The sequence below is a fragment of the Arthrobacter zhaoguopingii genome (assembly GCF_009828605.1).
Lineage (GTDB): Bacteria > Actinomycetota > Actinomycetes > Actinomycetales > Micrococcaceae > Arthrobacter_D > Arthrobacter_D zhaoguopingii.
On sequence record NZ_WIAE01000010.1, the window covers coordinates 1 to 24,552 of the forward strand.

Below are 24,552 nucleotides of genomic sequence, written 5' to 3' on the forward strand. Positions count from 1 at the left end.
TGTCAGCGTCGATCCCTGGGCCATCAACACCCAGAACCGCGCCTCCTGATCGAGTCGTTCCTTTTTCGACACCACTCACAACACCTCACATCAATAGGGGGTGTTGCAACGACCGACTGAACTCACCGATCCTTATGGGGAACGCGAACAGCGACCACTCCCCCTTGACATCGGCGACGCGATGTTCGACTTCACTGTTGGTATCGTCGACCAGAGCAACCATCCCGCATTAGCTGTCGGGGATCATGTCCTGACCACGATCCATCTGCCGGTGACAGGAGATCCAGTTCCGGGACGTCGCGGACCCCCAAGCGGAGGCATTCTCAGCGCAGGCCCGAACGGGCACCCTCGCTTCGGAGGCCACCGCCCGGCCTGCCGGCTTCCAAAAAAAATCGAATCTGTGTTCTATTTGACCCGGAAGTACGAGCGTTGAGGTGAAGGACAAGAGGCGATGACAGCACAACCATCGGGTCCATCCATGGGTACCCCCAGCACCGACCGGCAGACGCTCGATGAACCGGCGGCCGTGCGGTTCACCGGCACCGGAGTACCGCTGGCCCTGCGGTGGCGGGGAAGCATCTGGCAGGTCATCGGCGAGCCAATGCAGTGGTCCAGTTCGAACAGCTGGTGGGAACCAGACACCACGCCCCTGGGCGGAAGCGGCAGCGTGATCACCACCCGGTCCTGGCGATTCCGTGCCCAGACCGGGCCGGCCTCCCCGGTCCTGGAGTTCGATATCAGCGCCGATCCGCGCTGGCAGGGCTGGCGGCTGCACCGCGTCGCCGGCCCCACCGGCTTCTGACCGGGCGGCAACTGGTGGGCGGGTACCGGTCATGGGTTCCAGCAAAAGGTACCGCGCCTACTACGCGAAACTGATGGATGCCCGGATCGAGGAATTCGTGATGCGTGAGGAGCTGATCATGCTCACCGCGGCCGAACTCGACCTCGACAACACCCCACCCGTGGACTTCCCCGGGCCTCGGCGGGTGTACGCGTGGATCCGCTACCCCTCCAAGGCCATCCGGGTCTAAGCGCACGCCCTGGCCTACACCAGGACGGCGCTAAAGATTCGGTTCTTCGAGCCGCTGATCATGATCCAACGCGAGGGATGGGTATGGCGGGGTGCAGTCACCCCGGCCCCGCCAGAGGAGCCGCGGCCCGGAAACCGGTGAAGGAAGAGAGCGGTGTTCCCGAGGGAGCCGACCGGGTTCACAGGTTCGTTCGATTGACGTGGTGGTTCCTGGTGTGTCGGGCCTACAAGTAGGCCCGGACTCTCGTTGATGAAACCAGGAGCGGTCTATGTTGTTGGAGGCATTCAAATAGCCGTCGACGTCATGCCGCGTCACCGAGAACCACCCATGAACGAACAGACGCATCTCCGCTGTTTGTCATTCTGATACCCATCATCGCTGGGCGGGCCCTTCGCGCAACCAGGGCGCCCTGCGCCGGTTTCCATCCCAAAGTTGCACTCGGCGCTCCTGCGTCGCTTATTTCCTCGCGAACTTCTGGATCGCTCCCGGTTCCCCAAGTTGCACTCCGGCCCCTCATACCCAGCGGTAATTCCTTTATCAGAACGACGCCCAGATTGAACGGGCGTAGACCGTTTCGCCCAGTCGGTGAAGGAGAAGGAACATGGAAAGGTTCACGATCGAAACGCCTGCAGACGTACTCAGCTTCATCGGACACACCCTGGGGTTCTGGCCCCACGAGAGCCTCGTCTGCGTCACCCTCGTCGACAACCACGTCGGGGCCACCCTGCGCGTTGACCTGCCGAAGCCGGGAGCGGAGATCAGCCACGCTCGAACCATCGCTGAATACCTGGCACACGACGGTCATGCGGTTGGCGTGATTTTTGCACTATACACATCGATGCCCGCCGAGTCCGGACAGGCAAGGCCACACGCCGCAACCATCGCGGCACTCACCGGTTCCCTGGCCGAGCAAGGAATGTCCATCCGTGACGGGCTCCTCGTAGGAGACGACACAGTGTCGCCGTACGACAGTGATCCCCCGGGCAAACCGTCCCTGCCCCTAACATCGATGCAGGCCAGCCAGATCAACGCCGAGTTCGTCTACCGCGGCAGCACCATCGCCCCAACCAATCGCATTGCTTTGCCGGCTTCGACCGAAGACTTCCAGACGGCGGACGCTGTCGAGAGTTGCGCGAAATCGATGCAGAAACTGGGTGTCCGAGATGCCACGGACAGAGCGCGGGCCCTCTGGAAAGAAATGCTGGAAGCAAAATCCTTTCCGACCGATGAGCGAATCATCAGGCTGATCGCGAGCCTCCAGTTCCCCACTATTCGGGATCAACTCATGGCGGACATCCCCGGAATCGACGAACCCATGGACCGCGTTCTCCTAGCCCAGACGAACAGCAAACCGCACTGGGCACGGGTCGAGTGGGCAGAGCAACTGCTACTGCACGCATACACGCGCAGCAGCACCCCACATTCCGCCCCAATCCTGACCGCTATTGCCTTCATTAGCTGGTGGGAGGGCAGAGGAAGCAAGGCTCATCAGTACCTGCAACTCGCCCTCGAGGCCGACCCTGACTACCGCCTGGCCAGGCTCGGTGACCAGGTGATCGGTCGAGGAACGGTGGCCGGCTGGACCATGGACAGGAACACGGCGTACCGGAATCGCGGACTTGGCGCCTCGTGAGCACGCACCGAGAAGTCGAATCACGCGCGGAACCCGAAATCAGACTGACGCCACACGATTTCTGAGCCACTCGAAAACCGCACTGTCCCACCCCTCCGGGTCGACGTTCCACTCCTGAGTGTGCTCCACAGAGGGGAACGTCACCATGGTGGCTAAATCAGGATGGCGGTCGACGAACCGGCGGGAAACCGCGAAGGGAGTTGACCGGTCCTTCTCGCTGTGGATCACCAGTACGGGAAGGCGAAGTTCGTCGGTTCGTCCCACCCAATCCAAAGCCTTCAAATTGAGCGGTGTTTCCAGCCCGGTGATCCAACGCAATCGAGGTGACTTCAGAATCTGCAGCCCGAGGTCTGCACTCCAGCGCGGAAGCTTGCTGGATCGGGCGTTGGCCATCAGCGTGCTCGTCCAGTCGACGACCGGCGCATCGAGAACGAGCCCGGCAATGCGGTCCCGGAACTGCGACTTCAGGGTGAGCTGAAGTGCAATGGTGCCGCCGAGGGACCACCCGAACAGCACAATCCTGCTTGCGCCATGATCCATGGCGTACGACACTGCTGCTTCCACGTCGTGCCATTCGGACTGCCCCAGGTGGTAGCGGCCATCCGCCGACGCCGGCGCTTCCCCATCATTGCGGAATGACACTACCAGCGAGGTGTAACCCAGCCGATTCGCCACGGGTACCCCACGGAGCGCACCAGGTTTCGTGCCCCCTAAGCCATGAATATGAATGGCCCACATAGCGGAATCTCCTTTTGGCGTCGCATTTGGTGAGAACTGCCAGGCAGGCGCACTGCCGTTCTTTACTGGAATGACCACGTCGTGGAAGGGAAGGCCCAGCGGATCGGGCGTTGGGTAGACGTACCCGCTCCAGATCCCGGCCTTGGCGCTCGTCAGGTCCCCCGAGTCAACCCGTTCAACCAGTCGCGTCACCGTTCCGGCGGGAGCGGGCCCTGCGCCGTCGTCGGTGGCCACGATCTCTCCGATGCAGGCGTGACCGGCTCCATTCGCAAACCAGATGCTGTAGCGGCCCGGGACCGTGGTCCGGGCCGATGCAGGCAGTTCGATCAACAACGAATCGTTGCTATCGCGGAAAACCCTACGGATTGGCAGATCCTCGACTCGCCGCGAGGTGGGCAACACGACTTGACGCGCGAAATAGGCCGACGCGAGAAGTACTGCGGCGCCCGCCACGACACCACCCATGACCACACCCGCGATGACCCTACGCACCGCCGTCGTCCTCTGGTTCTTTCATACGGTCGTCGATTACTTGGCGCAGACGCAGGAGCGTGACGGGGGAAATCTCTTGGAGTTGCCTGGCTGCAAAATTTCGGACCCGGTTTTCCCTTAGCGTCCGCAACAGCTGTAGTTGGGCATCAATCAGGTCTGGAATCTCCCCGGTGTCGTCGAGGAGATACCGGGAGTCAACGCCAAAATATTCGGCTAAATTTCGCAGAAGCGCCGTGTCCGTCGCCATGGGACCGTCACCACTGCGCATGTAGGCCCACCGGGAGCGGGACAAGGGTGTTCCCCGTTCCTCCATATGCCGGCTGACTTGGGGATAGGTCAACGGTGACGAGCCTTGAGCCTCAAAAAGATCAAGGAGGAGATTCAACTTCCGCGCAAGGCGTGCTTGCGGCGTTTCGGCGAGCCCGCCGTCGTTGGCTGTCACGACTTCAACACCCTTTTGATCGAAGTACCGACTCTCTCCTGCCCGGGTCTGGACTCCCGGGTTCCGAGATACGCCTCCGCTTCAGCCAACGCATGAATGTCTCCCTCCCCTAATGACTTCACGAGCTCTGGGTCGACCAAAAGGGCGTCCTGAATCTCGACTATCGTCCGGTGGAGACGCTGCTTGGCGACATCACGCGGGCAACCGGCCGCCGAAACGTTGAGCCGGACGCCGGCGCGAGCCGCGGTGATTCGTTCCCAGGGTTCAGCCAGGCGGTCGAGGAGGACAGCGGCGGTCCGCGAATCGGACCTGTGTTCGAGGCCACGTGCGACGGGCGGCATGGCAAGTCCGATGCAAAGGAACGTCATGGCTCCGAATAGTGCGGCGTCGTACACGTAAGAGAGCCGCCGCATCGGGTCAATCTCTCCCATCAGGTGCAGGACATTCATGCCCAGCACCGCAAGAACGAGCACCACGGCCAGGCAACAGCCAATACCAATGAAGGTGAGTGCGAGGCGGAAATACGGTCTTGCCATTTCGCCGCGGAACTTGAAGCACGTATAGCCGGTGACGGTCACAACAGCCCCAAGGTAGAGGAACTGGATGCTTGAATACGCGGCAGCCGCCCACTGGCTGCCAAAGTCCTCCATAAAAGAGGTGGACGTCCGCGAGGCATCAACCAAGCTGAAACTGATAATCAGTGCCACGCCGACCAATCCCAGAAAAATGAGGCCGACCCTGTTCCGGCGTTGCGACGTCTCGCCGGGATCGGCAGCCCGCAGGACCGCCTGGGACAGGAAGAAGATCCCCACGACCAGAAAGATGTTGGACACCAGGTCCAAGATATTGCGGGCGCCGAGAAGCCGGTCCCCCTCGAGGTAGATAACGTCGACGTTCAGGGTTAGTGCGGTGGCAATGGTCACGGCGGCCGCCATGACGCTGTGGTCGCTGCGCCGCTTCATGCGCGGAAGGAGGCAAAGGACCAGGCCCCAAATCATTGCGGCAACAAAGAGTTGGATCACCCCAGGATCCTTTCAAACGACCGGGGTTCGATAGTGCTGTCCCGAATTGCAGCGGCAAAGAGATCCGCCAGGGTTTCGGCAGCGGCTTCGATGTGATCCAGGAAGTCGCTGCGCCCGAGAATGCGTGAGACCTTCTCCCCGGAAAGATTGGGAAATAGTGTCTCGGCGTAGTTCGCGGACACGACGGCCTCATCGTGGCGGAGCACCATATGTCCAAGTTCGTGGAGGATGAATTGCTGGCGGTGAAGCGCCGACTGTGTTGGCGCGTGCAGGATGATCTCCCGAGTGTTCGTCGACAGCCACAGTCCACAGATCGTTCCGCTGCTCAGCGACTCAAACACGTCAATCTCAATCCGCCGTCCGCGGACTGTCTCGATGATCGAGATCAGACGGTCCAAGGAAAGGCGGCCGGGCAATCTCAGCGCTCGAAAGCCTTCCGCAGCGCTTCGCCCTGGCGAATTTTCAGAATCAGCGAAACGTCCCATGGAGATCCCATCGTCTGGACTGCTGGCTCGTATCGATGCCGCTGCCCTTCAACGATCAACTCGGTCATATGGGGCAAAAGAATCGCTACCACCATTGAACGCCTGTGCTCTGGACATGTCCAGAGCACTACAATCCACCACCCTCACACCTCTGGCATCCAAGGCACTCGCCGTGAGCACGTACTCACGGCAAGTCATGTTGCAGGGTGCATCGGCGTTGATGAACGACTGTGAGCGGAAAGATCTGCGAGTCATGCGGCGAGCGCTTCGAGCCGTCACGCGCGGTGCAACGGTTCTGCTCCACGCGCTGCGCCAACCGGCAGCGTGATCGTCGACGGCGACAAGGATCAAAGAGGGCGCTGCCCGCGCCCGGTGCGGATGTTGCGCTCAACTCGGGCGCCAGCGCATCGCCCCACCCGGAACGTCCGCACAGCGCCGAGACCCGCATCGATGCGGCCCTCGCGAGAAGAAACAGCTTCCAGGAATCGCTGCAGGCGCAGCTCCGGTTCCAAGCCGTAGACAGCGAACGCCTGGCGGCCGACAACGCGGAACTACGAGGCATCATCAAGAGTCTCCGCGTCGACCTCGACCGCTCCCGAAGCGTCCACACATCCGATTCCCAGGAGTTGGTCCACCTCGCGGGCAAGCTTTTGGCTCTCGCCCGGGCCACCGGCCTTGAACTCGACAGCGCCTCCAAAGCGATATTCCGCCGGCGCGGGTGGACAGCTACCGGCCGCCATCAGGAAGCACGTAAACGATGACCATGTCCATCGCCCGACTGTCCGCCCAGTCGGGCCTGAAGTATCTTTTCAAGACCACCATGGTGGACGACCTGACGGTCACTCCCACAGATGTCACCGCCTACTACACGAAGGCGGGAACGCCACAGGGACACTGGCTTGGCTCCGGCCTGCCGGGCATCAGTCGCACCAGCGGGGAGGTCGTCTCGGAATCCGACGCCAAAGCGCTTTTCGACCACGCGGTCCACCCGGATACCGGCGCTTCCCTAGGGCGTCCGCACAGCCCACCCACTCTCGCCCAGAACAGTCACGGCCTAACCGAAACGCGTCACGCTGTCGTCGGTTTCGACCTCACCTTCAGCGTTCCCAAATCCGTGTCCGTCGTCTGGGCTCTGAGCCCCAGAAGCATCCAGGATCACATCCTCCAGACCCACCACGACGCAGTGAAGGCGACCCTGCAATGGATTGAGGAATCGGTGATCCATACGCGGGCCGGCCGCAACGGCGTCGCCCGCCTCGGCACCCAGGGAGCCATTGCCGCTGCCTTCGACCACTGGGAATCACGTGACGGGGATCCGCAGCTTCACACTCACCTCGTCGTCGCCAACCGGGTCCAGCGGGTCACCGACGGTGCGTGGGCCACACTGGATTCACGGACGCTCTACAAGGCCGCTGTCGCCGCCAGCGAGCATTACAACGGGCTCCTCTTCGACGCACTCCACCGGAATCTCGGCACCGACACAGACATCCGTAAGCCCGCCATGAATACACACAACCCCAGCCAGCAACTCACCGGTGTTGACGAGATACTGATTAGCGAATTTTCCAACCGCTCCCGCCTCATCGATCTTGAAACCGACCGTCTCATCGGCGAATGGACCGCCAGCCACGGCACTCCCCCAACCTCTACCACCACCATCAAGCTTCGCCAGCAGGCAACTCTTTCCACCCGCACCTCGAAACCGAAATCGCCCACACCACTCCATCAGCTCTCTGCACAGTGGCGCACCCGCGCAGCCGCCAAAGGCTTCGAGCCCAGTCTCGTGCTCGCGAACACCGTGCGACGCTCTCACGCAACCCCGTACCGCATGGATGACTTCACGGCCGCCTGGATCGACGCGGTCGGCTCCCTGACCCGCGAGCGTGTAGCAACGAAACGCGCTACCTGGAACCGATGGAACCTTCTGGCTGAAGCGGAACGGGTCTGCGCCGAGATCCGCTGTGATATGCCGGCAGACCGCAACGCCATGGTCGATGCCGTTGCCACCGCCGCTGAAAACCAGTCAGTTCCACTCAACGGTTACCGTTACACCGTTCCCGTCAGCGCCCCGCCCGACCTTCGATTCGCAAACCGGAGCATCTTCGATTTCCACGGCTCCCTTCTCTACACGGACACGACGACCCTCGCTAACGAGCGTGTCGTCATGGCGGCAAGGGACGACGACGGCGGACCGGCCGTGAGTGCGGCCGTCGCTTTGGAATTGCTCGCCGGCTATAAACACCGCGGTCGGTTCGAGCTCCACAGCGACCAGCGCGCGGCGGCGGCTCAGGTGCTGCTCAGCGGCAACCGGCTTGATGCCGTCGTCGGTCCAGCCGGCACCGGCAAGACCACCACTCTCGGCGCAGTCCAGACTGCGTGGGAGGCGGAATTTGGGGCCGGTTCCGTCGTCGGGCTGGCGCCCGCTGCGGCGAGCGCTGAGGTCCTCGGGCGCGAACTGTCGTTGGCCACAGAAAACGTCGCGAAGTGGCTCTACGAGTCGGTCGGACAGGGAGCTGGACATCGGGCGGCGCAGTTCTTCGAGACGGAGTATCAGCTCGCCTCCGGTGCTACTCCCGGTCCTCGGGCCCTTCGGCTCGCACAGAGAGCCGCCCGACTCACTGCCGAACAGGACAGGTGGAGGTTCCATCCGAACCAGTTGGTGGTCGTCGACGAGGCTTCCATGGTCTCAACCCTTCAGCTGGCTGCGTTGGTACAGCAGGCCCGGGAGGCCGGGGCGAAGGTGCTGCTGGTGGGAGATCCCGGGCAACTGGATGCCATCGACGCCGGCGGTACGCTCGGGTGGCTCGACAGGCAGAACAAGACGGTGCGCCTTAGCACGATCTGGCGGTTCGAACAGGAGTGGGAGCAGGACGCGTCGCTCAGACTGCGTGCCGGGGACTTCGGGGCTATCGCCGACTATGACCAACACCAACGTATCGAACACGGCTCGTACGTCGAAATGGTCGACGAGGCCTACCTGAGCTGGCACTCCGACCTCCGAGCAGGCAAGTCGTCCATTCTCATCGCGGCCGACAACGACACGGTCAGTATGCTCAACCAGCGCGCCCAGGCCGACCGCGTCATGCAAGGTTCCGTCGACGCGGAACACACTGTGCCGCTCAGCGACGGATCACGGGCCGGCCCTGGCGACACCGTCATTGCCCGCCACAATGACCGCAGCATCACCGACAGCAGCCGCGACTTCATCCGGAACGGGACCATGCTCGACGTCGTCCGTACTGGTAGGCGCGACGGCACGCTCACGGCGGTGCGCCGTGACACCGGCGCCACGATTGCACTAGGCCGGGAATACGTTGAGGCCGCGGTTGAACTGGGATATGCGACGACTGCCCACCGTTCGCAGGGCATCACCGTGGACACCGGACATACCGTTGTTACTCAGGGCCGGCTCACGCGTGAGCTGCTGTACGTGAGCATGACCCGCGGACGATCGGGAAACCATGCGTATGTCAGTGGGAACGATCCTTCGGACGATGAGCCCATGGATTCCGGAGCGCAAACCTCATGGCGCCAGATCCTTGGCGAGGTCCTAGCCGCCGAGGGCGCGGAAAGAACAGCCCACGAAGTCCGCGACACAGAGCGTTCGAAGGCGGACAGCCTGGAGCGCCTGAGTTCTGAATTTGACTACCTCTCCCAAATCGCAGCCTCCGAAGACATGACCGAGTTCCTTGAGGCCTACTCGCCCGGCAGGGCGTCCGAACTCCAGCAGTCGCCCTCGTGGGGAGCAACGGTCGCGGCGTGGCGCCGTTCGATTTGCATTAGCCGTCCAAGCACGAAGCGTATTGTCGCCACCGCATTGGATTCGAAGGAGCTCGTGGGAGACATGGCGGCCGTCGTACACTCCCGACTCCGTCAATTTCTAACTGAGATGCCCACCATTGGCGAAGATCCTTTGGCTGTACCTGTCCGCACCTCTCGGCCCGAACTCGCCAACATGATTGACCAGGTCCAAGACAGGATCCAGCAACGAATGAACCATGTCTCCCGCAACGCCCTGATGGGTGACACCAAATGGAAACAAGCGCTCATAGAGGCCTTGGGTCCAGACACACTTCCCGCGCACGCGACGAACGTTATTCGCCAGATCGCCATCCACAGGGACCGTTGGGGTATTGATGACTTCCCCCTTCCGCTCGGGCCGCTTCCTGAATCCTACGACTGGGAACAACAGGAGCAGCGCGCAAGGATCACCCGCCTTCTTCACCAAACGGCTCCATCGTCAGCCAGTTACCACCAGACTTCGAAGTCGCTTCATAACCCGATTGAGGGGAAGGCCCGGCTTATCAATGTCGGCTGGCAAATCTAAACTGGTCGAGAAGGTAGTCATGGATGCAAACCCAGCCCTGAAGCCGAAACTTGCAACACCCGCGTTGGTCCTCAGTAGCGTGGCAATCACCTGCTGCGTCGTCTTCTCTATCGAATCCGTGACAGCCAGCAGGCAGACCTCCTTGATTTTCGGGTTAGCCACTTTGGTTTCATGCCTTCTTGCGGCAGTGATCGGCGCGATCTGGTTCGCCCGAGCCCGTCGGCGGCGTGATTGGACGGTAGCTGCGAACGAAATGTGGCTCCACTTCGACGACATGAGGCGAACGCGCGGGACGACGACAGAAATCACTCTCCTCAGCGTGGATTCCCTCGACCCAACAGGGTCTTGGATCACCATAAGGTGGAACCGGTTCGACCACGTTCAACGGGCATGGATAGAAGCGTTGCCCGACCCGCTATGGACCGGATCCATACTATTGATTGCACCGGACCCTGCCCAGGTGATGCCAGGGGAACCATGGCCGTTGACCTACCAGATAAGAGCTCAAGACTGCCTCGCGTGGGCGCCGGGCAGCGTAGCCAAATCAATCTCAAAACCTCGCGGCTAGCCGACGCCTGGGTAGTGAACCGAGGCGGCCGATTCACCCCTCAATCACGGCCCAGTCGGCCTTAGGAGATGGAGGCCGGCCAGAGGTTCCGGCAACAGCTGCACGACGGCCAGCCGTTTTGTAGCGGATTCCTCATGCCGGGTGCTGCTCGGCTAGGAGAAAGACCCATGTCAAATGCCATGCGGTTACGACAACCCATTAGGTGTATCTGCACCTTCCGTGGCTGACGCTTGCGCTTCCGAACGGCGACCAGAAGTCTTCGCTCCTCAGGAGCGTGTTCGGCGTGCATGGCAGAGCGACGAGAGCCGTGACCAGGGTTAAGACCGAAATCCCGAACTTGATCGGCGCGTCGCCGTAGGTAGTCATCTGTTCCAGCCGGGCCGGGCGGGCACCTCCTGCCGCGGCCCACCTTGAAACGGATGCATGCCTTCGCGCCCGTTAGTCGGGGCTCCTGAGGGTTTGATGACAGTTTGCCTGCGCGAATTGAATTGTTGCGGGTGCTGCACATTTGAAAGACTCAGCTCGCTAAGCCGAGGAGACTACAAAAGTTGGGCAGTCCCCAGCTACAGTGGTCGGGACAGCTGACCTTGGCGGCTCACACTCGGCCAATGCGCGACCCATCCGATAACCTGATTAAAACGAAGGCTGGGAACTATGAAACTTATCAACGCCAATGTCAGAAGATACAGAAGCATCGAAGACGGAAGTTCGTTCAGCGTCGAACGTGATGTCACTGCCCTCGTGGGCAAGAACGAGTCCGGCAAATCTGCAGTGCTGCAGGCACTCTACAAAAGCAATCCCATCGAGAAAAAGGCAACCTTCGACATTGGTCTCGATTACCCGACGACGAAGGCCCGAGAGCGCAAGAACGCTGACAAAATCCAGGTAACGGTTCTTTCATACGAACTGGAAGCAGCCGACATAGCTGCCGTCGAGTCTCACCTCGGCAAGGGTGCCCTTAAATCCACTGTCGTGAAGGTAACCACGGGCTACAACTACAACGCAAGCACAACGTGGGATGTCTCCATCAATGACGCGGCTGTTGTCGCCCATTTGACGCGAGATATCGAGCTGCCGCCCTCGGACCAAGCCCGTCTCAAAGCAGCCACCAATGCCAAGAGCCTCCTCCAGATTTTGTCGTCAGTAGAGGCGCAAACTGCCGCTGCTACAGAGGTCCTGGCGACAATCAGGAGCTGGCGAGACTCACGGGCGTCCTTGAAGGCCATCGACACTTTGAGTGTGCGACGCCCGAAGTTCGTGTATTTCGATGACTACGACTCAATGCCGGGTATGGTTTCGATCCCGGACCTTGTTGCAAAGCGCGATGAAGAGACCCTGACGCGAAGTGAGCAAGCAGTAGTTTCTCTGCTCGATGCTGCAGACGTTGAACTGGAGGACTTCCTATCCCCCGAGAGTCACGAACATCTGATTAGGGACTCCGAGAATGCCTCTAACAGTATTTCAGAGGAGGTATTCCAGTACTGGTCTCAAAACCAGAACCTAGCTGTGAAAATCAACCTAATCGAGAAGGCTGAGAAGGGTGCCGTCGCCCCCTTAGATTCGGTCCCACTGCTCCAAATCCGTGTTGAAAATCAGCGGCACCGGGTCACTGTCCCTTTTGATGAGAGGTCCAGGGGCTTCGTTTGGTTTTTCTCGTTTCTCGCATACTTCTCACACCTGGAGTCGGAGTCCGAGCAGCCTCTCATCTTGCTGTTGGACGAACCAGGGATCAATCTTCATGCGTCCGCTCAAGCCGACCTCCTTCGCTTTATTGATGAGCGCCTGGCCCCGAAGCATCAGGTGCTCTTCACAACGCACTCGCCCTTCATGATTAATCCTCATGCCTTTGGAAGAGTGCGAACGGTTATCGACCAGGATGGAGCTGGCACCAAGGTCTCTTCCGACGTTATGTACGCCGACTCGGAGACTTCGTTTCCCCTTCATGCAGCAATGGGTATAGACCTTGCACAAACGCTGTTCGTCGCCCCTGATACTCTCGTTGTCGAGGGACCGTCCGACATCATTTACCTAGAAGTCCTATCAAGCGCTCTGGAAGCAGCCGGACGTGAGGGTCTAGACCCTCGATGGGCCCTCGCTCCAATTGGCGGCATCACCAAGCTACCTGCTTTCGTTACTCTCTTGGGCGCAAACAAACTCAACATCGCGGTCCTAGCCGACGCCTCACTCAACGATCAAGAGGCCGTCCAAAAACTCAGAGCAGCAGGAAAACTCGCCAACGCTGGCATCGTCCTAATCAGTGAAGTGGTGGGACGGGATGAGGCTGATGTAGAAGATATCCTCGACACTGGCTTCTACCTCAAACTGGTCAACGGGGCCTACGCCGACCAACTGAATGACCAGCCTTTGAAGGTGGCGGACCTGCCCACGGGGGACCGAGTCACCCATCGAATCGCCAGCGTCTTCAAGGAACGCGGCATCAATAAGGGCAGATTGAACCACTACTCTCCGGCCAAGCATCTTCTTCAAAAGCAAAACTCCTTGAAGATCCCATCCGCCACCTTGGACCGCGCAGAGCTTCTAATAAAGAGGATCAACGCGTTCCTTAGATTCTGAAGCTCAGGCATGGAGTCTGACGGTTAGCTGCCCGTGAGGGCCGCCCGCGGCACCCGACTGGAGTGATGACGACTTTGGGGTTCCGTGCGGACGACGACTGACACCGGTACCGCGAGTCCGCCACGAAACGCCTTCCAAAAAACCTGTCACCGGCGGCGCGATTATTCCGACTGACCGATTCCAATATGATAGTTGGCTGTTAGTTGGTCGACGAGCGCAAGGGAGTCGCTCCTCCAACGAGCAGGGCGACGTCAACGACACAACATAACCGACATCATGTTGTGCTCTTGCAGCGTGCCAGCGATCGCCTGACATCTCGAAAAGCTTCCGATTCGCCCCCGAATCGACTCCCGCGCCGCCGGGATCGGGGCATGTAAACACAGCCGAACTTCAGCCTCACTCGCTGTGTATACCTTCGAGCCCCGTCATTCGGTAAGGCCTCCCAAGTTCACTAGGTCATCTCATTTCCCGCCGCTACGCCGAAAGTGGGCGCCGCCACTGGGCCTTTAGAAGTTAAGTTGTAGGCCGGGGACGCAGGTTTCTCCACTCTCGCTGTCCCGGAACCGAACTGAACTTCAGCGTCTGGCCCAACCACTGCTGCGTGAGAAGAGCGTTGATACACCGCGGTGCCGAAGCGAAGGTCCGGTCCGATGGTGTCGGCGAGGATTCGGCGGGCTTCGCGGCGCTCACCGTCCTTCTCGTAGGAGCGGAATTCCAGCTCCCCGGCGATAGTGACGGGGTCGCCCTTCTTCAGCGAGGTCGCCGCGTTTTCTGCCAACGCGCGGAAGGCGGAGACGTTGTGGAAGACGGGTTCTCCGTCGTGCCAAGAGCCGTCTGCCCCCTGGAGTCGCTGGTTGACGGCGACACGAAGCTTAGCGTGGGCCACGCCGCTTTCGCCGAAGCTCAGTTCGGGATCGGCGACGAGATTGCCTGCGATGTTGACCGGGATCTTGGTGCTCATTGCCCTTGTCCTTTCAGTTGTCGGCGGGACTCTCCTGCCGGACAGAATTGGTACGGCCGTCATTACGGCCCGGCCATCCCTGGCCCGTCTACAGACGGCACGGGCTGTTCCATGCCCAGGTAGGACACTGCGGGATCGATGCGGGGTTCCACGTCAGATGCAGAGATCTTGCCTCCGAATCCCGGCGGATGGGAGATTTCGAGAATTCCCTTGCTGGCGCCGGTGACGCGACCCAGCACTGACTTGGCAATATCCGCACGAGACCTTGGCCGCCTATAGCCGGCGTCGTGAGCGATTGCGTCATTCTCCGCCTCGATGACGGCGTCAGCCCACCCGGCCAGGTAGGTGGCGGATTGCGGGCCGCGGTCGATCCCATGGGCCCTCAGCACCGTGTAGGCGACGGATTCCGCCTCGACTTCGGCCAACCCCCGGTGGTCCGCGCCGCTGCCGTAGAGTCGCCCGATCTCGTCGTCCGGTCCATGTAGTAGCACATGCCCCAGTTCGTGGGCAAGGACCGCGGTGCGCTCTTGCTGGCCCAGCCAGCCACCCACTTGAACCCGGTGTCCGGCGAAGTCAGTGAAGCCGCTTGTCAGGCCATGCTGAGCGTCCGTCACATCGACTTCGAACCCGTGTCTGTCAGCTACGGCAGCAAGGGATTGCCAAAGCTCACTCACGTCCGCACCAGCAGCGGCAACGCCGCGTGGTACCAACAGCGGTTTGCCCTGCGTCTGCGAAACGTCGAAGACTGCCTGCCCGCGCCAACCGGTAATGACGGTCTTCTTTCCATCGTCGACCGCGCCCCGCGGCAACTGATCCCCCACCGCAACACGCTGCTGGGTACCGTCGGGAGGTGTCGCCTGCTGAACTCTGGCCGTGCGGGGAGCGATCACCCAGAGTGCGCGCTCACCCCGTGACACGGTGCGGCCGTGGCGAGCCCATTCCTTATAGCCGGCCACCAGGGTTGGTTCTTCGGTGCCGCGCTGGGCCATCTGGATCATGAGCAGCGCGACGTTGCCGCCCGAGTAACGCCACAATGTTGCTGAAGCGTCCAACAGCACCTGCCAGTGCGACGGACATTCAACGGCCTCGTCCATCATCAGATGGAGACCGTCCGTCAAGGCCGCGATGCGTTCTTCCGGTCTAATATGGGCATTGCCGGTATCGCCACCGTGGAGGGCGGCATCCACTGTCCCATCGCGGGGCGCGTGATCAGTTCCAGGGGCCATGACGGGCGCCCTCCATACTTCTAGAAGTACCGCCGGAGCACCGTGCGGATACCTGTTCATGTCCTGTAAGGCCCGAACAGCATGACTTCAGTGGTCGTCACCGAACTGGTGGGAATCGGCCTGCCACTCGACGAAGCCAGGCGCATTCAACCGCAGGATTCTCAATGTGGGCTCCTTGTGCGCTTGAAGGCCGACGCAGCCTGCCGTCCGGGCATGGGTCCGCAGACGCTCGACGGCGTGGGGCAGCCGCTCGTGAAAGGCGAGCGGACCGAAGCCGGGATCGTCGCTGGCGTAGGAGGCAAGTTCCGCCCGGTGCAGCGCGTAGAGCTCTGCAACGATGTCCGTGTGTCGCCACCAGCAATCCGGAACCACCGACGTCGTCAGCTGATACGTGGCGACAAACCATCTGACCCACACCGCCAGGTCGCTCCACACGATCACGGCCTGCGCAGCCGTCAGGTCCCGCCAACGGTAGGTCACGCCGGCCACGCTCCCGGGCGGCCGGAATGCGGATCGGAAAAGCTCGGCCGTCAGGTCGTCGTCCTCGCCTCCCGCAGAGGGAATTTCGAAGCGTTCGGGGTCATCCCGGCTCGCCATCGCCCACCTCCACCGGCGTTTGCTGCCGGAGCCGGTGTCCGGCCGCGAGAGCTTGTTCAAGCTCCAGCTTCGACCGGCCGAGTTCGGCCGCGTCCTTGCGCTTGTGCCACTCGCGAAGATCCAAAAGGATAGGGCGGGTTCGCCGCCCCAGCATGAGGGCCGTGCCAGTCGGCAGGCGCCGGATCTCATGCAGCGCCAGGACTGGGCTCTCCCTGATCTGTTCGCCGTCCTGGCGGCCCTGAGCGGACCAAGATCGGGTGTTCAGAATCAAGCTCCGCTCCCCCAGCAGCCCGGCGAGCGAACGAAGGTCTCGCTCGTCCGAGCCGCCGCCAAAGATCACCTTGATGATGGCCGAATCCCAGATGGTTGCGGCCTCCTCGATCGACCAGCCTGTCCGCGCCTGGGACAGGGACTGCAAGACCACAAGAGTGGAAATGCCGATGCCGCCACCGTCAGAGAGTGCGATGGGCAAGCCTGGCCACGGTGCCAGATTCGCAATCTCATCCAGAATGAGGGACAGCGGGGGATCCAACCTGCCCCCAGGGGCGATGAAGGCCATCTCGCGGGCAGCATTGTCGATGTCGTCGATCAGGGCTGAAAGGAACGGACCCGCCGCGGCGGCTCCGGCGCGGGTCCCAATCAGATACAGGGTGCCGCGATCCCTGATGAATGACTTTGGATCAAATTCCTCAGATTCGTCCAACGGGTCAAGTGCTGCCAGTACTTTCGGCGATGACAGCGGCGCAACAGCCGCCGAAACGCCGATCCAGGAGTTCGATGTATTCCTCGGGTCATCTTCGAGGATGCCCATGAGATCGGCCTGCCATCCCATCGCCGCCTCCGCACTGCTGAGTACCTCCAGAGCCTCACGTGCCAGTACAGGACTCGAGGACCACCGGCGAAACGCGCGGACGCCTTCCCCGGACAGTGCCGCAGCATGCAAGAGGCATTGCAGAATAATCAGCGAGCGCTTTTGCCAGGCCGCGTTTTCGCCTTTCATCTCGGTATCGGCGGAGATGACGAGTGCGCGGCGGGTAGCAATATCCGGGTCCCGGCAGCCACGGACGGGAGACCAACGAAGCGTCGAAGGCAGCCCGGACATGCCCTGCGGATCGAAGACTGTTACCGGCCTGCTCCCCTTGGCCCGGGCCTTCATGGTGACTACCAGGTTGTCGGCGCGGGTAGACGTGGTCACCACGGCCCCCGGCGCGTCAAGGATGGCATTGATGACCACGTAAAGGCCCTTGCCGGATCGTGGAGCGCCTTGGATGACCATGGACTCCTCGGTGGAGACGTGAACCGTTACACCGCGGGACCGGCCCAAGGTCCAGGCCACGTCCTCGATCCGGGCTTTAGCCAAGCCTGGACGGGTGAATTTCCCCCGCCTTCGGACGGCCCGTGCACCGAAGTCGTGGAGGATCTCGGAGCGCCGCGCGATACCCTCGCGGTTCAGGATGTCCTGGCGCAGCCACGCACCTGATTGCTTCCACCGTCGCCACGCCACGACGGAGCCGACAGCGAGCGCCGCCATCACAAGAAGCACCAGGCCGACCACCCACCACACCCCGGCGACGCCGACGTCGCATCCCTCTGGTTGACCGCTTATCCAATCCATTCGGCCCACAACGAGTCCGACGGCGGCGGCCGGATTGAATTGCGGGGGTTGACTGCCGCCGCAGCGCCAGAGCATTTGGAGGTGCGCTGCGCTTTGGACGAGGACGCACAGGCCCACGTAGCCGGAGGTTGCGACAAGGCCGGCCGTGACGAGGGGGGTGCTGTCTCCCGCACGCCGATTCATACTGGCCTTCAGATCATCCGGTCGTCGGTGCCGAAGACTGCAAGTTCATCGGTGGTGACGCGGTTGGCGACGATGAAGGAACGGTTTCCGACTTTCCAGAGCCCGACGCCCTTGGGGAGGTTCTCCACGTGATCGCATTCGGCTTCTGACAGTCCCAGGGCCTCCTTGGTCAGGCGCATGGCATCGTGCTTCTGTCGGTAGATGATCCTGGTGTCGGCTTCGGTGAGCAAGCCGAGTGCCTTTTGGCGGTGGCCGCTGGTGCTGTCTCCGATTTCATTGAGGTCGGCGACCTTGTGCATTATGAGCAGATTCGCGATGCCGTAAGTACGGGCCAGCCGCCATTGTTCGCTCATTTTGGCGAGCATGTACGGGTCCGCCAGCATGCGCCAGCCTTCGTCGTAGACCACCAGCCGCTTGCCGCCGTCGGGGTTGGTGACGGCGGCCTCCAGCCAGGTGGCGCCGCACGCCGCGGCGAGGGACAGCGCCTGCTCCGAGGCGCCGATCAGCGCCGATGTGTCCATGACCATCATCGGAGCATCGGCGTCGAAGGAGACCGTGGAGGGTGCGTCAAACATGCCTTCCAAGTCGCCGGACACTGTGCGCCGCAACGAGTGGCTGACGGCTTGTCCTCCGTCCTTGCCGACCAGCCCAATGGTGTCTCTAGAAGGGTTCAGCAGGTGGTCCAGCACCATTGGCAGGGTGGGGTTCGAATTCTCGGCCACGGTTTCCATAAGCGCCATGTCCAGGGCTGTGTGCTCGACCGGATGCAGCGGCATCCCCTGCCGCATGAGGGACACCAGCGCCACCAGCAGGTAGCGGCGCCGTTGACGGACGACGGCCTGCCACTGAGCTTCGCTCAGCGCACTGGACCGCGGGCCGGCGTCGAGTGGATTGACCCGAGCCGCCCGTCCAGGACCCACAGAAATAACCTTCCCACCGACGGCGTTCGCGACGGAAACCCACTCGCCCTTAGGGTCAGAGGCGACAGCAGCCTTCCGACCCAGCGTAATCGACCGGGCCACCAGAGACTTTCCGCACATGGATTTCCCGGTTCCCACGGTGCCGATAACGACGATCGACGGGCCGCTGATCACTCCCTTGTCATAGAGAATCCACGGATCGTAGGAGAACGCACCTGAGCCAAAGACGTCTGTACCAATGTAGGTCCCCTCGTGACCCAGGCCGGATTCAGTAATGAACGGGTATGCAGCGGCGAAGGTCATAGTGGACGCCCGGTGCGGTGCCGGGCGCAGGCGGTGCGGCCCGCGCAGGGAATTCCTTTCACGGCTCCCCCAGTCGCCGCCGGGCTCGCGCCTGTCAAGGCTGGCGCCGACCGTCTCTCCTAAGCTGCGGAGTGCGGATTTCCATGGATGGATGTGGGCGTAAGCGTCCTGTCGGCGTCGTTCCTTCCGCTCCTGGCGGTTCCCGCCGGCGGGCACGTACTGAACCGACTGGCTTGTCCTCTTCACCGCAGTCCCCGCCCAAACGGGAGTGCACCGGCAACGAAGGCAGCCCATTGCTGACCGGCCAGCAACCGCAGTTCGACGAAGGCTCCCGCCGCCGCCGACTCGAGCTCTTGCCGGTGTCGAGCTAGGTCCTCGAGGGTGCCCGCCGTGATGGTGACGTACGCGGCGGGCCGTACGTCTCCATGACCGGCGACGATTTCTTCCTCCCGCTGGGTGACCTCTTCTTCCTCTGCTCGCTGCTCCCGGGTGAGCGGCTTATCAAAGCGGGTGTTGATCCGCCGACGCGTTTCGTGGGCCTCCTGAGCGGAGCGAATGTCCCGCAGCGCCTCGGTCGTGGGTACGGCCCGGATCACCTCGGTTACCGTATGCCGGAATTCGCCGACATATATCAGGGGGTGGAGGAATCCCGGAAAGACCTTCTGCCGCGGCCATTCGGCAATCCAGAACGTTTGATGAAATCCGGAGTCGGTGCGCACATACGTCCAGTGCTCATCGACGGCCATTGGCGCGGCAGCCCCTCCGGGCGCCTTGAATCCTGTATCGTTTTGGGGCGCCCGGGGCGTCGTGCTGACCGCGGACTGCCGAGCCGGGGCGGCGGGGTCAAAGGCGCCCCGCACGACATCGAGGACGCCTGTCTCCGAAAGCCACTCTTCAACCCTCACATTGTGAGTTCCCAACGCGGTGGTCATAGCCTCGATCTCCAGCCGCACCACCTGTTCGATGCCGGCCAATCCACCACCAGACTCCTTGATTCGACGTCGCGCTTTGCCGATGTCCAAGACAAGGGCGAGCAGGAGATCGTGGCTCATGGCCGACCCCGCTGCGGCAACGAGGTCCTCGTACGCACGCTGCCCCCAGCTGAGATCGCCGGTGTTTGCCACTTGCTTTGGGGCGGTACGTTCATAGAAATCCCGCAAGGCTGACGAAGGATACGGGACGGTATAGTCCTGCACCGCTATTCGCGCGACGTTGCTGCGCTGGGCCATACCTGCCTGTACGCGGGACCAGGCTTGGACCGCCCAGGCCTTGTCATCGGAGTCCAAGAGCGCAAATGACTGGGTGCTGCAGCGCAGCACGGCGATTGCTTCCCTGCCGCGGGTGTCCACAATGAACGACTCACCGGTTGAGGTCTGACGAAATTCCAGGTTTCCCAGTCCGCCCGGCAGTGTCAGACACCCCCTCAGGGCGGGGCGCTCCGGGTTGGCCAGAAAGCGGGTCTGCTTGGCGGCCAACCGGTAGGAGAACACCGCTACATGCCCGACCCATACCGGGTAGGGAATTCTCGAGTACTGCAGCAACCCGAGCAGGATGAGCAATAACCATAATGGTCCCGATGCGAAGAGCCCGACCGGTCCACGGACGGCCGAGGCCGTACTGGCTACTAGGACCCCGGCCGACATCAGCAACAGCTGATACCACTTCAAGCCCAGGAACAAGCCGCGGCGCTCGTGCCTGGGGAACTTGACGGCTTCGAGGGCGCGTGAATTGTCAGACATGGGAATCACCGTCATTCAGGTGCTGGACGACTGCTTGCTGTCGGAGGGGCGGACGGGGCGGTGTAGCCATCGGAGGTGGCGGGGAGGCCGGTGGCGGTGTCGATCGAGTGACCTCCGGAAAAGCCGATTGGCTCGACTGCTGGGGCTGCTCGTCACTCGCACGCACACCCGCTCCAGCGCTCGATGCACCTGAACCCGAATAGGTCCCACGCCCGCCTTCGCACGCCCGGGGCGACGGTCGCCCGCTAACCCCGGTGCCGGCGTTGAGCATCAATGCGGCGCCATTACCCTCGGGGGTCTGTGGCGACATCGCGCCAGCCTGTGTTGGCGGCAGTGACGCCGGGGGTGGCAGCACGCGGGTGGGAAACTGCGGTCGGCTCGACTGAATCGGACGAGTCGCGGAGGAGTGTGAGGCCAGGCCCGCGATCGTGAAACGGCCGCCGGCCTGTCTGCTGATCTGCCGGGCGGCAAAGCCCGAGCTTCGCGAGAGTACGTGACCGCCTCCTGCAGTTTGTGCGGCTGCTGCAAGCTCACCGCCGGCGAAACTAACCAGACGTAACGCCATGAGCGGAGCACCACACGCCACGGCCATACCCACGACGCCGGCTGCCAGTCCTGCGAATGACTCTGACTCGGCAAAGAGCTTGATGGCTACAGCCAGAACGGTTGCGGCCAAGGGTTTCGCGAGGAGCAACGCGACGACAATCTCGCACCACCGCCTAGCCCACGATTGCGTCCTTTCCCACGGTATGAGCATTAGAGCGACCGGCGCGACTGCGGCGAGCACGATGAGTGCAAAAGACCGAAAAATCATTGAACACATCAGGATGAACGCAAGAACCCAGACAACGATGACTGCCATGGCGGTGACGACAACCGCTCCGACCGCGCCTTGACTCGACCCCGGAGCCAACGCGATGACGTTCCAGTCTCTGCCGGTGCCGGGAGGAGCCTTCTCGAAGCCGAAAAGCCTCATGAACAGCAGGTAGGGATCCGTTCCCATCGAGCCAAGAAGCGCCTCCGACGCCGAATCACTGACCTTGGTGAGCTGGCGGACCAAGTACACCGCACCTGCCACCATGGGGACAGCGGCAGCCCCACCTATCAGGGCATGCACAAGACGGCGGGGTTGTTGGCTGATCAAAGCGGACAGCAGTTGGAGGGTCATGACAACGACAAGGGGTGTCATCATGACGACGACCCACCAGCTCGTGAGCCCTTCGATGGCGGTCCACTGTGAGTCGTCCACGTCTGAGGAGCTGAACGCGCCCGTGATGAAGGACCAGATCCAGGAAGCAATATTTTGGAGAATGTTTGCGAAGAGCGATGTGATTGAACCCTGGATCCCATCGTTTGCTTGGGAGGCGAGCCCGCAACCGGGCGGCCACCATCCATTGAGATCACATTGGAGCGGCATGACAGCTCGGACCTAGAATCCCAGATTGAACGCAGACTGAGACCAAAGGATGTAGCCGTTAATGCCACCTAGGATGGCTGCCACGGGCCCCGTCCAGAGCAGGATCATGCCCCCGCCGGAGGCCAGGCGCGACGATTGGCTCAGCTTGCCCGCCAACAGCATCGCGGCTCCGATGATCGCCACAATCGCGATGACTATAAATGCCCCGACGAGTATGCCGCCGCCAATTTGTTTCAGCGACTCCAAAAACGGGAAGCTGGGGTTCGGGACAATTCCGGGATCAACAGCTGCTATCAACATCGCGCGCTCCATCTGTCGTCGCAGGGAATGGATCTTTTGGGCTCACGAGTACATAGGGGCTGCGCGGCGGGGCGACATGACCGCCCCGGACACCCCGCACGGGAGCTTCGCCGAAGATCCATTGAGAGGGACTACCTGCGGTCGAGATACGTCGCCCCCGCTATGTGTGAGGGCGTGCCGATCGCGTTCCCGATTGAAGGCACTGGCGCTGAAGGGCGGAAGCTCCACGCACCACCAGCTGCTTATTGATCGTGCCGGGCCCACGCGATCTCAATCGGTTTTAGGTGCTTGGAAGATCGTCACGTCAGGCCAAGAGATCGAAATACGCAGTATCTGTATTCCAAGCTATTGGGTGCAGCAACGTACCCACTGTGGGATTCAGCGCGCTGTACATCATGCCGTCACCCGCGTAGATGCCAACGTGCCCCCAGTCGGATGGACCCTTTGCGTTCTGAACCACCAGATCTCCCGGGCGGGGGTTCTCAGTCCGTGTTCCGACCCTCCATTGCTCAACCCGTGGCAGGTCGACCCCAGCCTGCCGGTAGATCCACTGGACATAACCGGAACAGTCCCATGCTTTGAAAGCCGTGCCTCCCCACACGTAGTCGCCCCCAACTCCTTTTTCGGTGAACCAAAGGATTCGTTGGCGGGTTTCGCTCAGGCCTATGGGCGCGGCCATGTCTGTCGCGGAATCCGCCGTTCGAGTGCACATTGCGGGTGCTGTTCTGCCGTCGAGCGCCTCAACGATCGCCGTTGCCTCGGTCTCCCACCGCGCGTACAACTCTGGAAACGCCGACACCTGAACAGCTTGCGCAGCTTGGCCTTTTTCCATGGACTGCCAATCTCGTATATCCAACAATCCAGGCGGACTGCCCCGGTTGGGGCCCGCTGGTCCTCCGTAGAAGGCGCGCACGTTGTACCTGGGATCCATCAACTGCTCGACCGTGCCCCAGCCAGCCGCGGGACGTTGTTGGGCGGTACCGAGCGAATCGTGGTCACTGCCGAGACCGTCATGCGGATATTCGCGCGAGGCAGGAACGTTCACGTTAGCGAGGACCCTGAGCCCGGATTCCTGCAGAGCCATCATGATGGCGATGATCTGGCCTTCTCGGGGAACCCCCAATTGCCGGCCGATGGAAACGTAGTCCCCCGCAATGGCCATCTGCCTGGCTGTCACACTGACCGGGGCCTGGCTTCGCCTGCGGTCACTCGGGGCGCCCGCTTCACGCGCAGATGGCCGAAGCAAGCCGCCCTCCAAGCAGACGGGCGGAAAGTCGGCCATGCCCGAGCCGATCATTGCCACGGCGGCACTGAACGCCATGGAAGCAATCAGGATCAGGATCGAGGCCGCGGCCAACGAGACCCGCTTAAGGACCCCACGCTTGACCACGCCAGCAGACGCCACGGCAGCTGGCATCAGTAAATAATCCTGCTCGGCGTGGTGTAAAAGCCAACCATCGCGCAGTGGCCCCTAGGTGCCGTCACCGCCGGCGGACAGTTCACCATGACGCTGACAGGGGCCGTGTAGGTAGTGCGAGCAGAAGTCGATTGGTCCAGAACGCGTACAGAGGCCGTGCACACATGCAGTCCCGCCCAGGGCGCTGGCCGCTCCTGCACTTCGGCGAGCTCACTGTCACAATGCAGGGATTCAACCGTGGCCGACCGGAACGCCTGCTGATCCACCAAGGTCGCGTAGCTTCCCGCATTGACTCCGGTGGCTTCGAACTCCTGAACCAGAACCGCCAAGGGATTGGACCCGTCCGGCAACACCTCCCACCAGTCACGGAGCCGTGAATAGACTTCCGAATAGGAAGACGTTCGCGTGTCCCAGGTGTAGATCGCCGTCGCTGCCGCGGCGGCGAGCGTGCGGAAGTCAGCAATGCGAGGTGGGTCCCCTGGATTAGCAATCACAGGGTCAGGAGCCACCGTCGGGGATGGCGCCTTCGCGGCCGTGGAAGCGCTCGCTGCGCTTGATGGAG

The 24,552-nt window shown here is 61.9% G+C and carries 19 protein-coding genes; 6 read left to right on the top strand and 13 right to left on the bottom strand.

Annotated elements, in window-relative coordinates; genetic code table 11:
* Positions 1–451: 451 nt before the first annotated feature.
* From GVV77_RS13225 to GVV77_RS13235, 3 genes are all read left to right on the top strand, one after another.
* The gene (locus tag GVV77_RS13225) at positions 452–802 is read left to right on the top strand and encodes a hypothetical protein (RefSeq protein WP_159802864.1); all 351 of its coding nucleotides are present in this window, start codon (positions 452–454) and stop codon (positions 800–802) included.
* 31 nt (positions 803–833) lie between these two features.
* Positions 834–1,031: a hypothetical protein gene (locus GVV77_RS13230; RefSeq protein WP_159619101.1), complete on the top strand. Its 198-nt coding sequence runs from the start codon at positions 834–836 to the stop codon at positions 1,029–1,031.
* 601 nt (positions 1,032–1,632) lie between these two features.
* A complete protein-coding gene (locus tag GVV77_RS13235; protein ID WP_159619103.1) occupies positions 1,633–2,664 on the top strand; it encodes a DUF4192 domain-containing protein in 1,032 nt (343 codons plus the stop codon).
* A 39-nt stretch (positions 2,665–2,703) separates the two neighbouring features.
* Here GVV77_RS13235 and GVV77_RS13240 read toward each other — a convergent pair whose 3' ends face one another.
* From GVV77_RS13240 to GVV77_RS13255, 4 genes are read right to left on the bottom strand one after another with little or no spacing between them, the layout of a single operon-like run.
* On the bottom strand, positions 2,704–3,894 hold the full coding sequence (locus tag GVV77_RS13240) for an alpha/beta hydrolase family protein (RefSeq protein ID WP_210252849.1): 1,191 nt from the start codon (positions 3,892–3,894) through the stop codon (positions 2,704–2,706).
* Complete coding sequence (locus tag GVV77_RS13245) at positions 3,887–4,336, bottom strand: hypothetical protein (protein WP_159619107.1); 450 nt, start codon at positions 4,334–4,336, stop codon at positions 3,887–3,889. Before GVV77_RS13245 ends, GVV77_RS13240 begins: the two co-directional genes overlap by 8 nt.
* Complete coding sequence (locus GVV77_RS13250) at positions 4,333–5,358, bottom strand: MAB_1171c family putative transporter (protein ID WP_159619109.1); 1,026 nt, start codon at positions 5,356–5,358, stop codon at positions 4,333–4,335. Before GVV77_RS13250 ends, GVV77_RS13245 begins: the two co-directional genes overlap by 4 nt.
* A complete protein-coding gene (locus tag GVV77_RS13255; protein ID WP_159619111.1) occupies positions 5,355–5,843 on the bottom strand; it encodes a hypothetical protein in 489 nt (162 codons plus the stop codon). Before GVV77_RS13255 ends, GVV77_RS13250 begins: the two co-directional genes overlap by 4 nt.
* A gap of 230 nt (positions 5,844–6,073) precedes the next feature.
* Between GVV77_RS13255 and GVV77_RS13260 the strand changes: the two genes are divergently transcribed.
* The 3 genes from GVV77_RS13260 to GVV77_RS13270 all read left to right on the top strand — a co-directional run bounded on the left by GVV77_RS13260 (position 6,074) and on the right by GVV77_RS13270 (position 13,312).
* On the top strand, positions 6,074–6,604 hold the full coding sequence (locus GVV77_RS13260; RefSeq protein ID WP_159619113.1) for a hypothetical protein: 531 nt from the start codon (positions 6,074–6,076) through the stop codon (positions 6,602–6,604).
* Positions 6,601–10,170 carry a MobF family relaxase gene (mobF, locus tag GVV77_RS13265; protein WP_159619115.1) on the top strand — a complete coding sequence of 1,190 codons (3,570 nt, stop codon included), beginning with the start codon at positions 6,601–6,603 and terminating at the stop codon, positions 10,168–10,170. Before GVV77_RS13260 ends, mobF begins: the two co-directional genes overlap by 4 nt.
* A gap of 1,222 nt (positions 10,171–11,392) precedes the next feature.
* On the top strand, positions 11,393–13,312 hold the full coding sequence (locus GVV77_RS13270) for an ATP-dependent nuclease (protein ID WP_159619117.1): 1,920 nt from the start codon (positions 11,393–11,395) through the stop codon (positions 13,310–13,312).
* A gap of 451 nt (positions 13,313–13,763) precedes the next feature.
* Here GVV77_RS13270 and GVV77_RS13275 read toward each other — a convergent pair whose 3' ends face one another.
* From GVV77_RS13275 to GVV77_RS18405, 9 genes are all read right to left on the bottom strand, one after another.
* The gene (locus tag GVV77_RS13275) at positions 13,764–14,273 is read right to left on the bottom strand and encodes a single-stranded DNA-binding protein (protein WP_159619119.1); all 510 of its coding nucleotides are present in this window, start codon (positions 14,271–14,273) and stop codon (positions 13,764–13,766) included.
* Between the two features lie 62 nt (positions 14,274–14,335).
* Positions 14,336–15,460: an ArdC-like ssDNA-binding domain-containing protein gene (locus GVV77_RS13280; RefSeq protein ID WP_159619121.1), complete on the bottom strand. Its 1,125-nt coding sequence runs from the start codon at positions 15,458–15,460 to the stop codon at positions 14,336–14,338.
* 126 nt (positions 15,461–15,586) lie between these two features.
* Positions 15,587–16,096 (bottom strand): hypothetical protein, encoded by a 510-nt coding sequence (locus GVV77_RS13285; protein WP_159619123.1) that lies wholly within the window; start codon positions 16,094–16,096, stop codon positions 15,587–15,589.
* Positions 16,080–17,711 (bottom strand): type IV secretory system conjugative DNA transfer family protein, encoded by a 1,632-nt coding sequence (locus GVV77_RS13290; RefSeq protein ID WP_159619125.1) that lies wholly within the window; start codon positions 17,709–17,711, stop codon positions 16,080–16,082. Before GVV77_RS13290 ends, GVV77_RS13285 begins: the two co-directional genes overlap by 17 nt.
* 191 nt (positions 17,712–17,902) lie before the next feature.
* The gene (locus tag GVV77_RS13295) at positions 17,903–19,117 is read right to left on the bottom strand and encodes an ATP-binding protein (RefSeq protein WP_159619127.1); all 1,215 of its coding nucleotides are present in this window, start codon (positions 19,115–19,117) and stop codon (positions 17,903–17,905) included.
* Between the two features lie 242 nt (positions 19,118–19,359).
* Positions 19,360–20,856: an SCO6880 family protein gene (locus tag GVV77_RS13300; RefSeq protein ID WP_159619129.1), complete on the bottom strand. Its 1,497-nt coding sequence runs from the start codon at positions 20,854–20,856 to the stop codon at positions 19,360–19,362.
* Positions 20,849–22,273 (bottom strand): type IV secretion system protein, encoded by a 1,425-nt coding sequence (locus GVV77_RS18610; protein WP_425483370.1) that lies wholly within the window; start codon positions 22,271–22,273, stop codon positions 20,849–20,851. The genes GVV77_RS13300 and GVV77_RS18610 overlap by 8 nt, the downstream gene beginning before the upstream one ends.
* Positions 22,274–22,285: 12 nt before the next feature.
* Positions 22,286–22,573 carry a hypothetical protein gene (locus GVV77_RS13310; protein WP_159619133.1) on the bottom strand — a complete coding sequence of 96 codons (288 nt, stop codon included), beginning with the start codon at positions 22,571–22,573 and terminating at the stop codon, positions 22,286–22,288.
* Positions 22,574–22,877: 304 nt separating this feature from the next.
* The gene (locus GVV77_RS18405) at positions 22,878–23,990 is read right to left on the bottom strand and encodes a C40 family peptidase (RefSeq protein WP_159619135.1); all 1,113 of its coding nucleotides are present in this window, start codon (positions 23,988–23,990) and stop codon (positions 22,878–22,880) included.
* Positions 23,991–24,552: the final 562 nt, after the last annotated feature.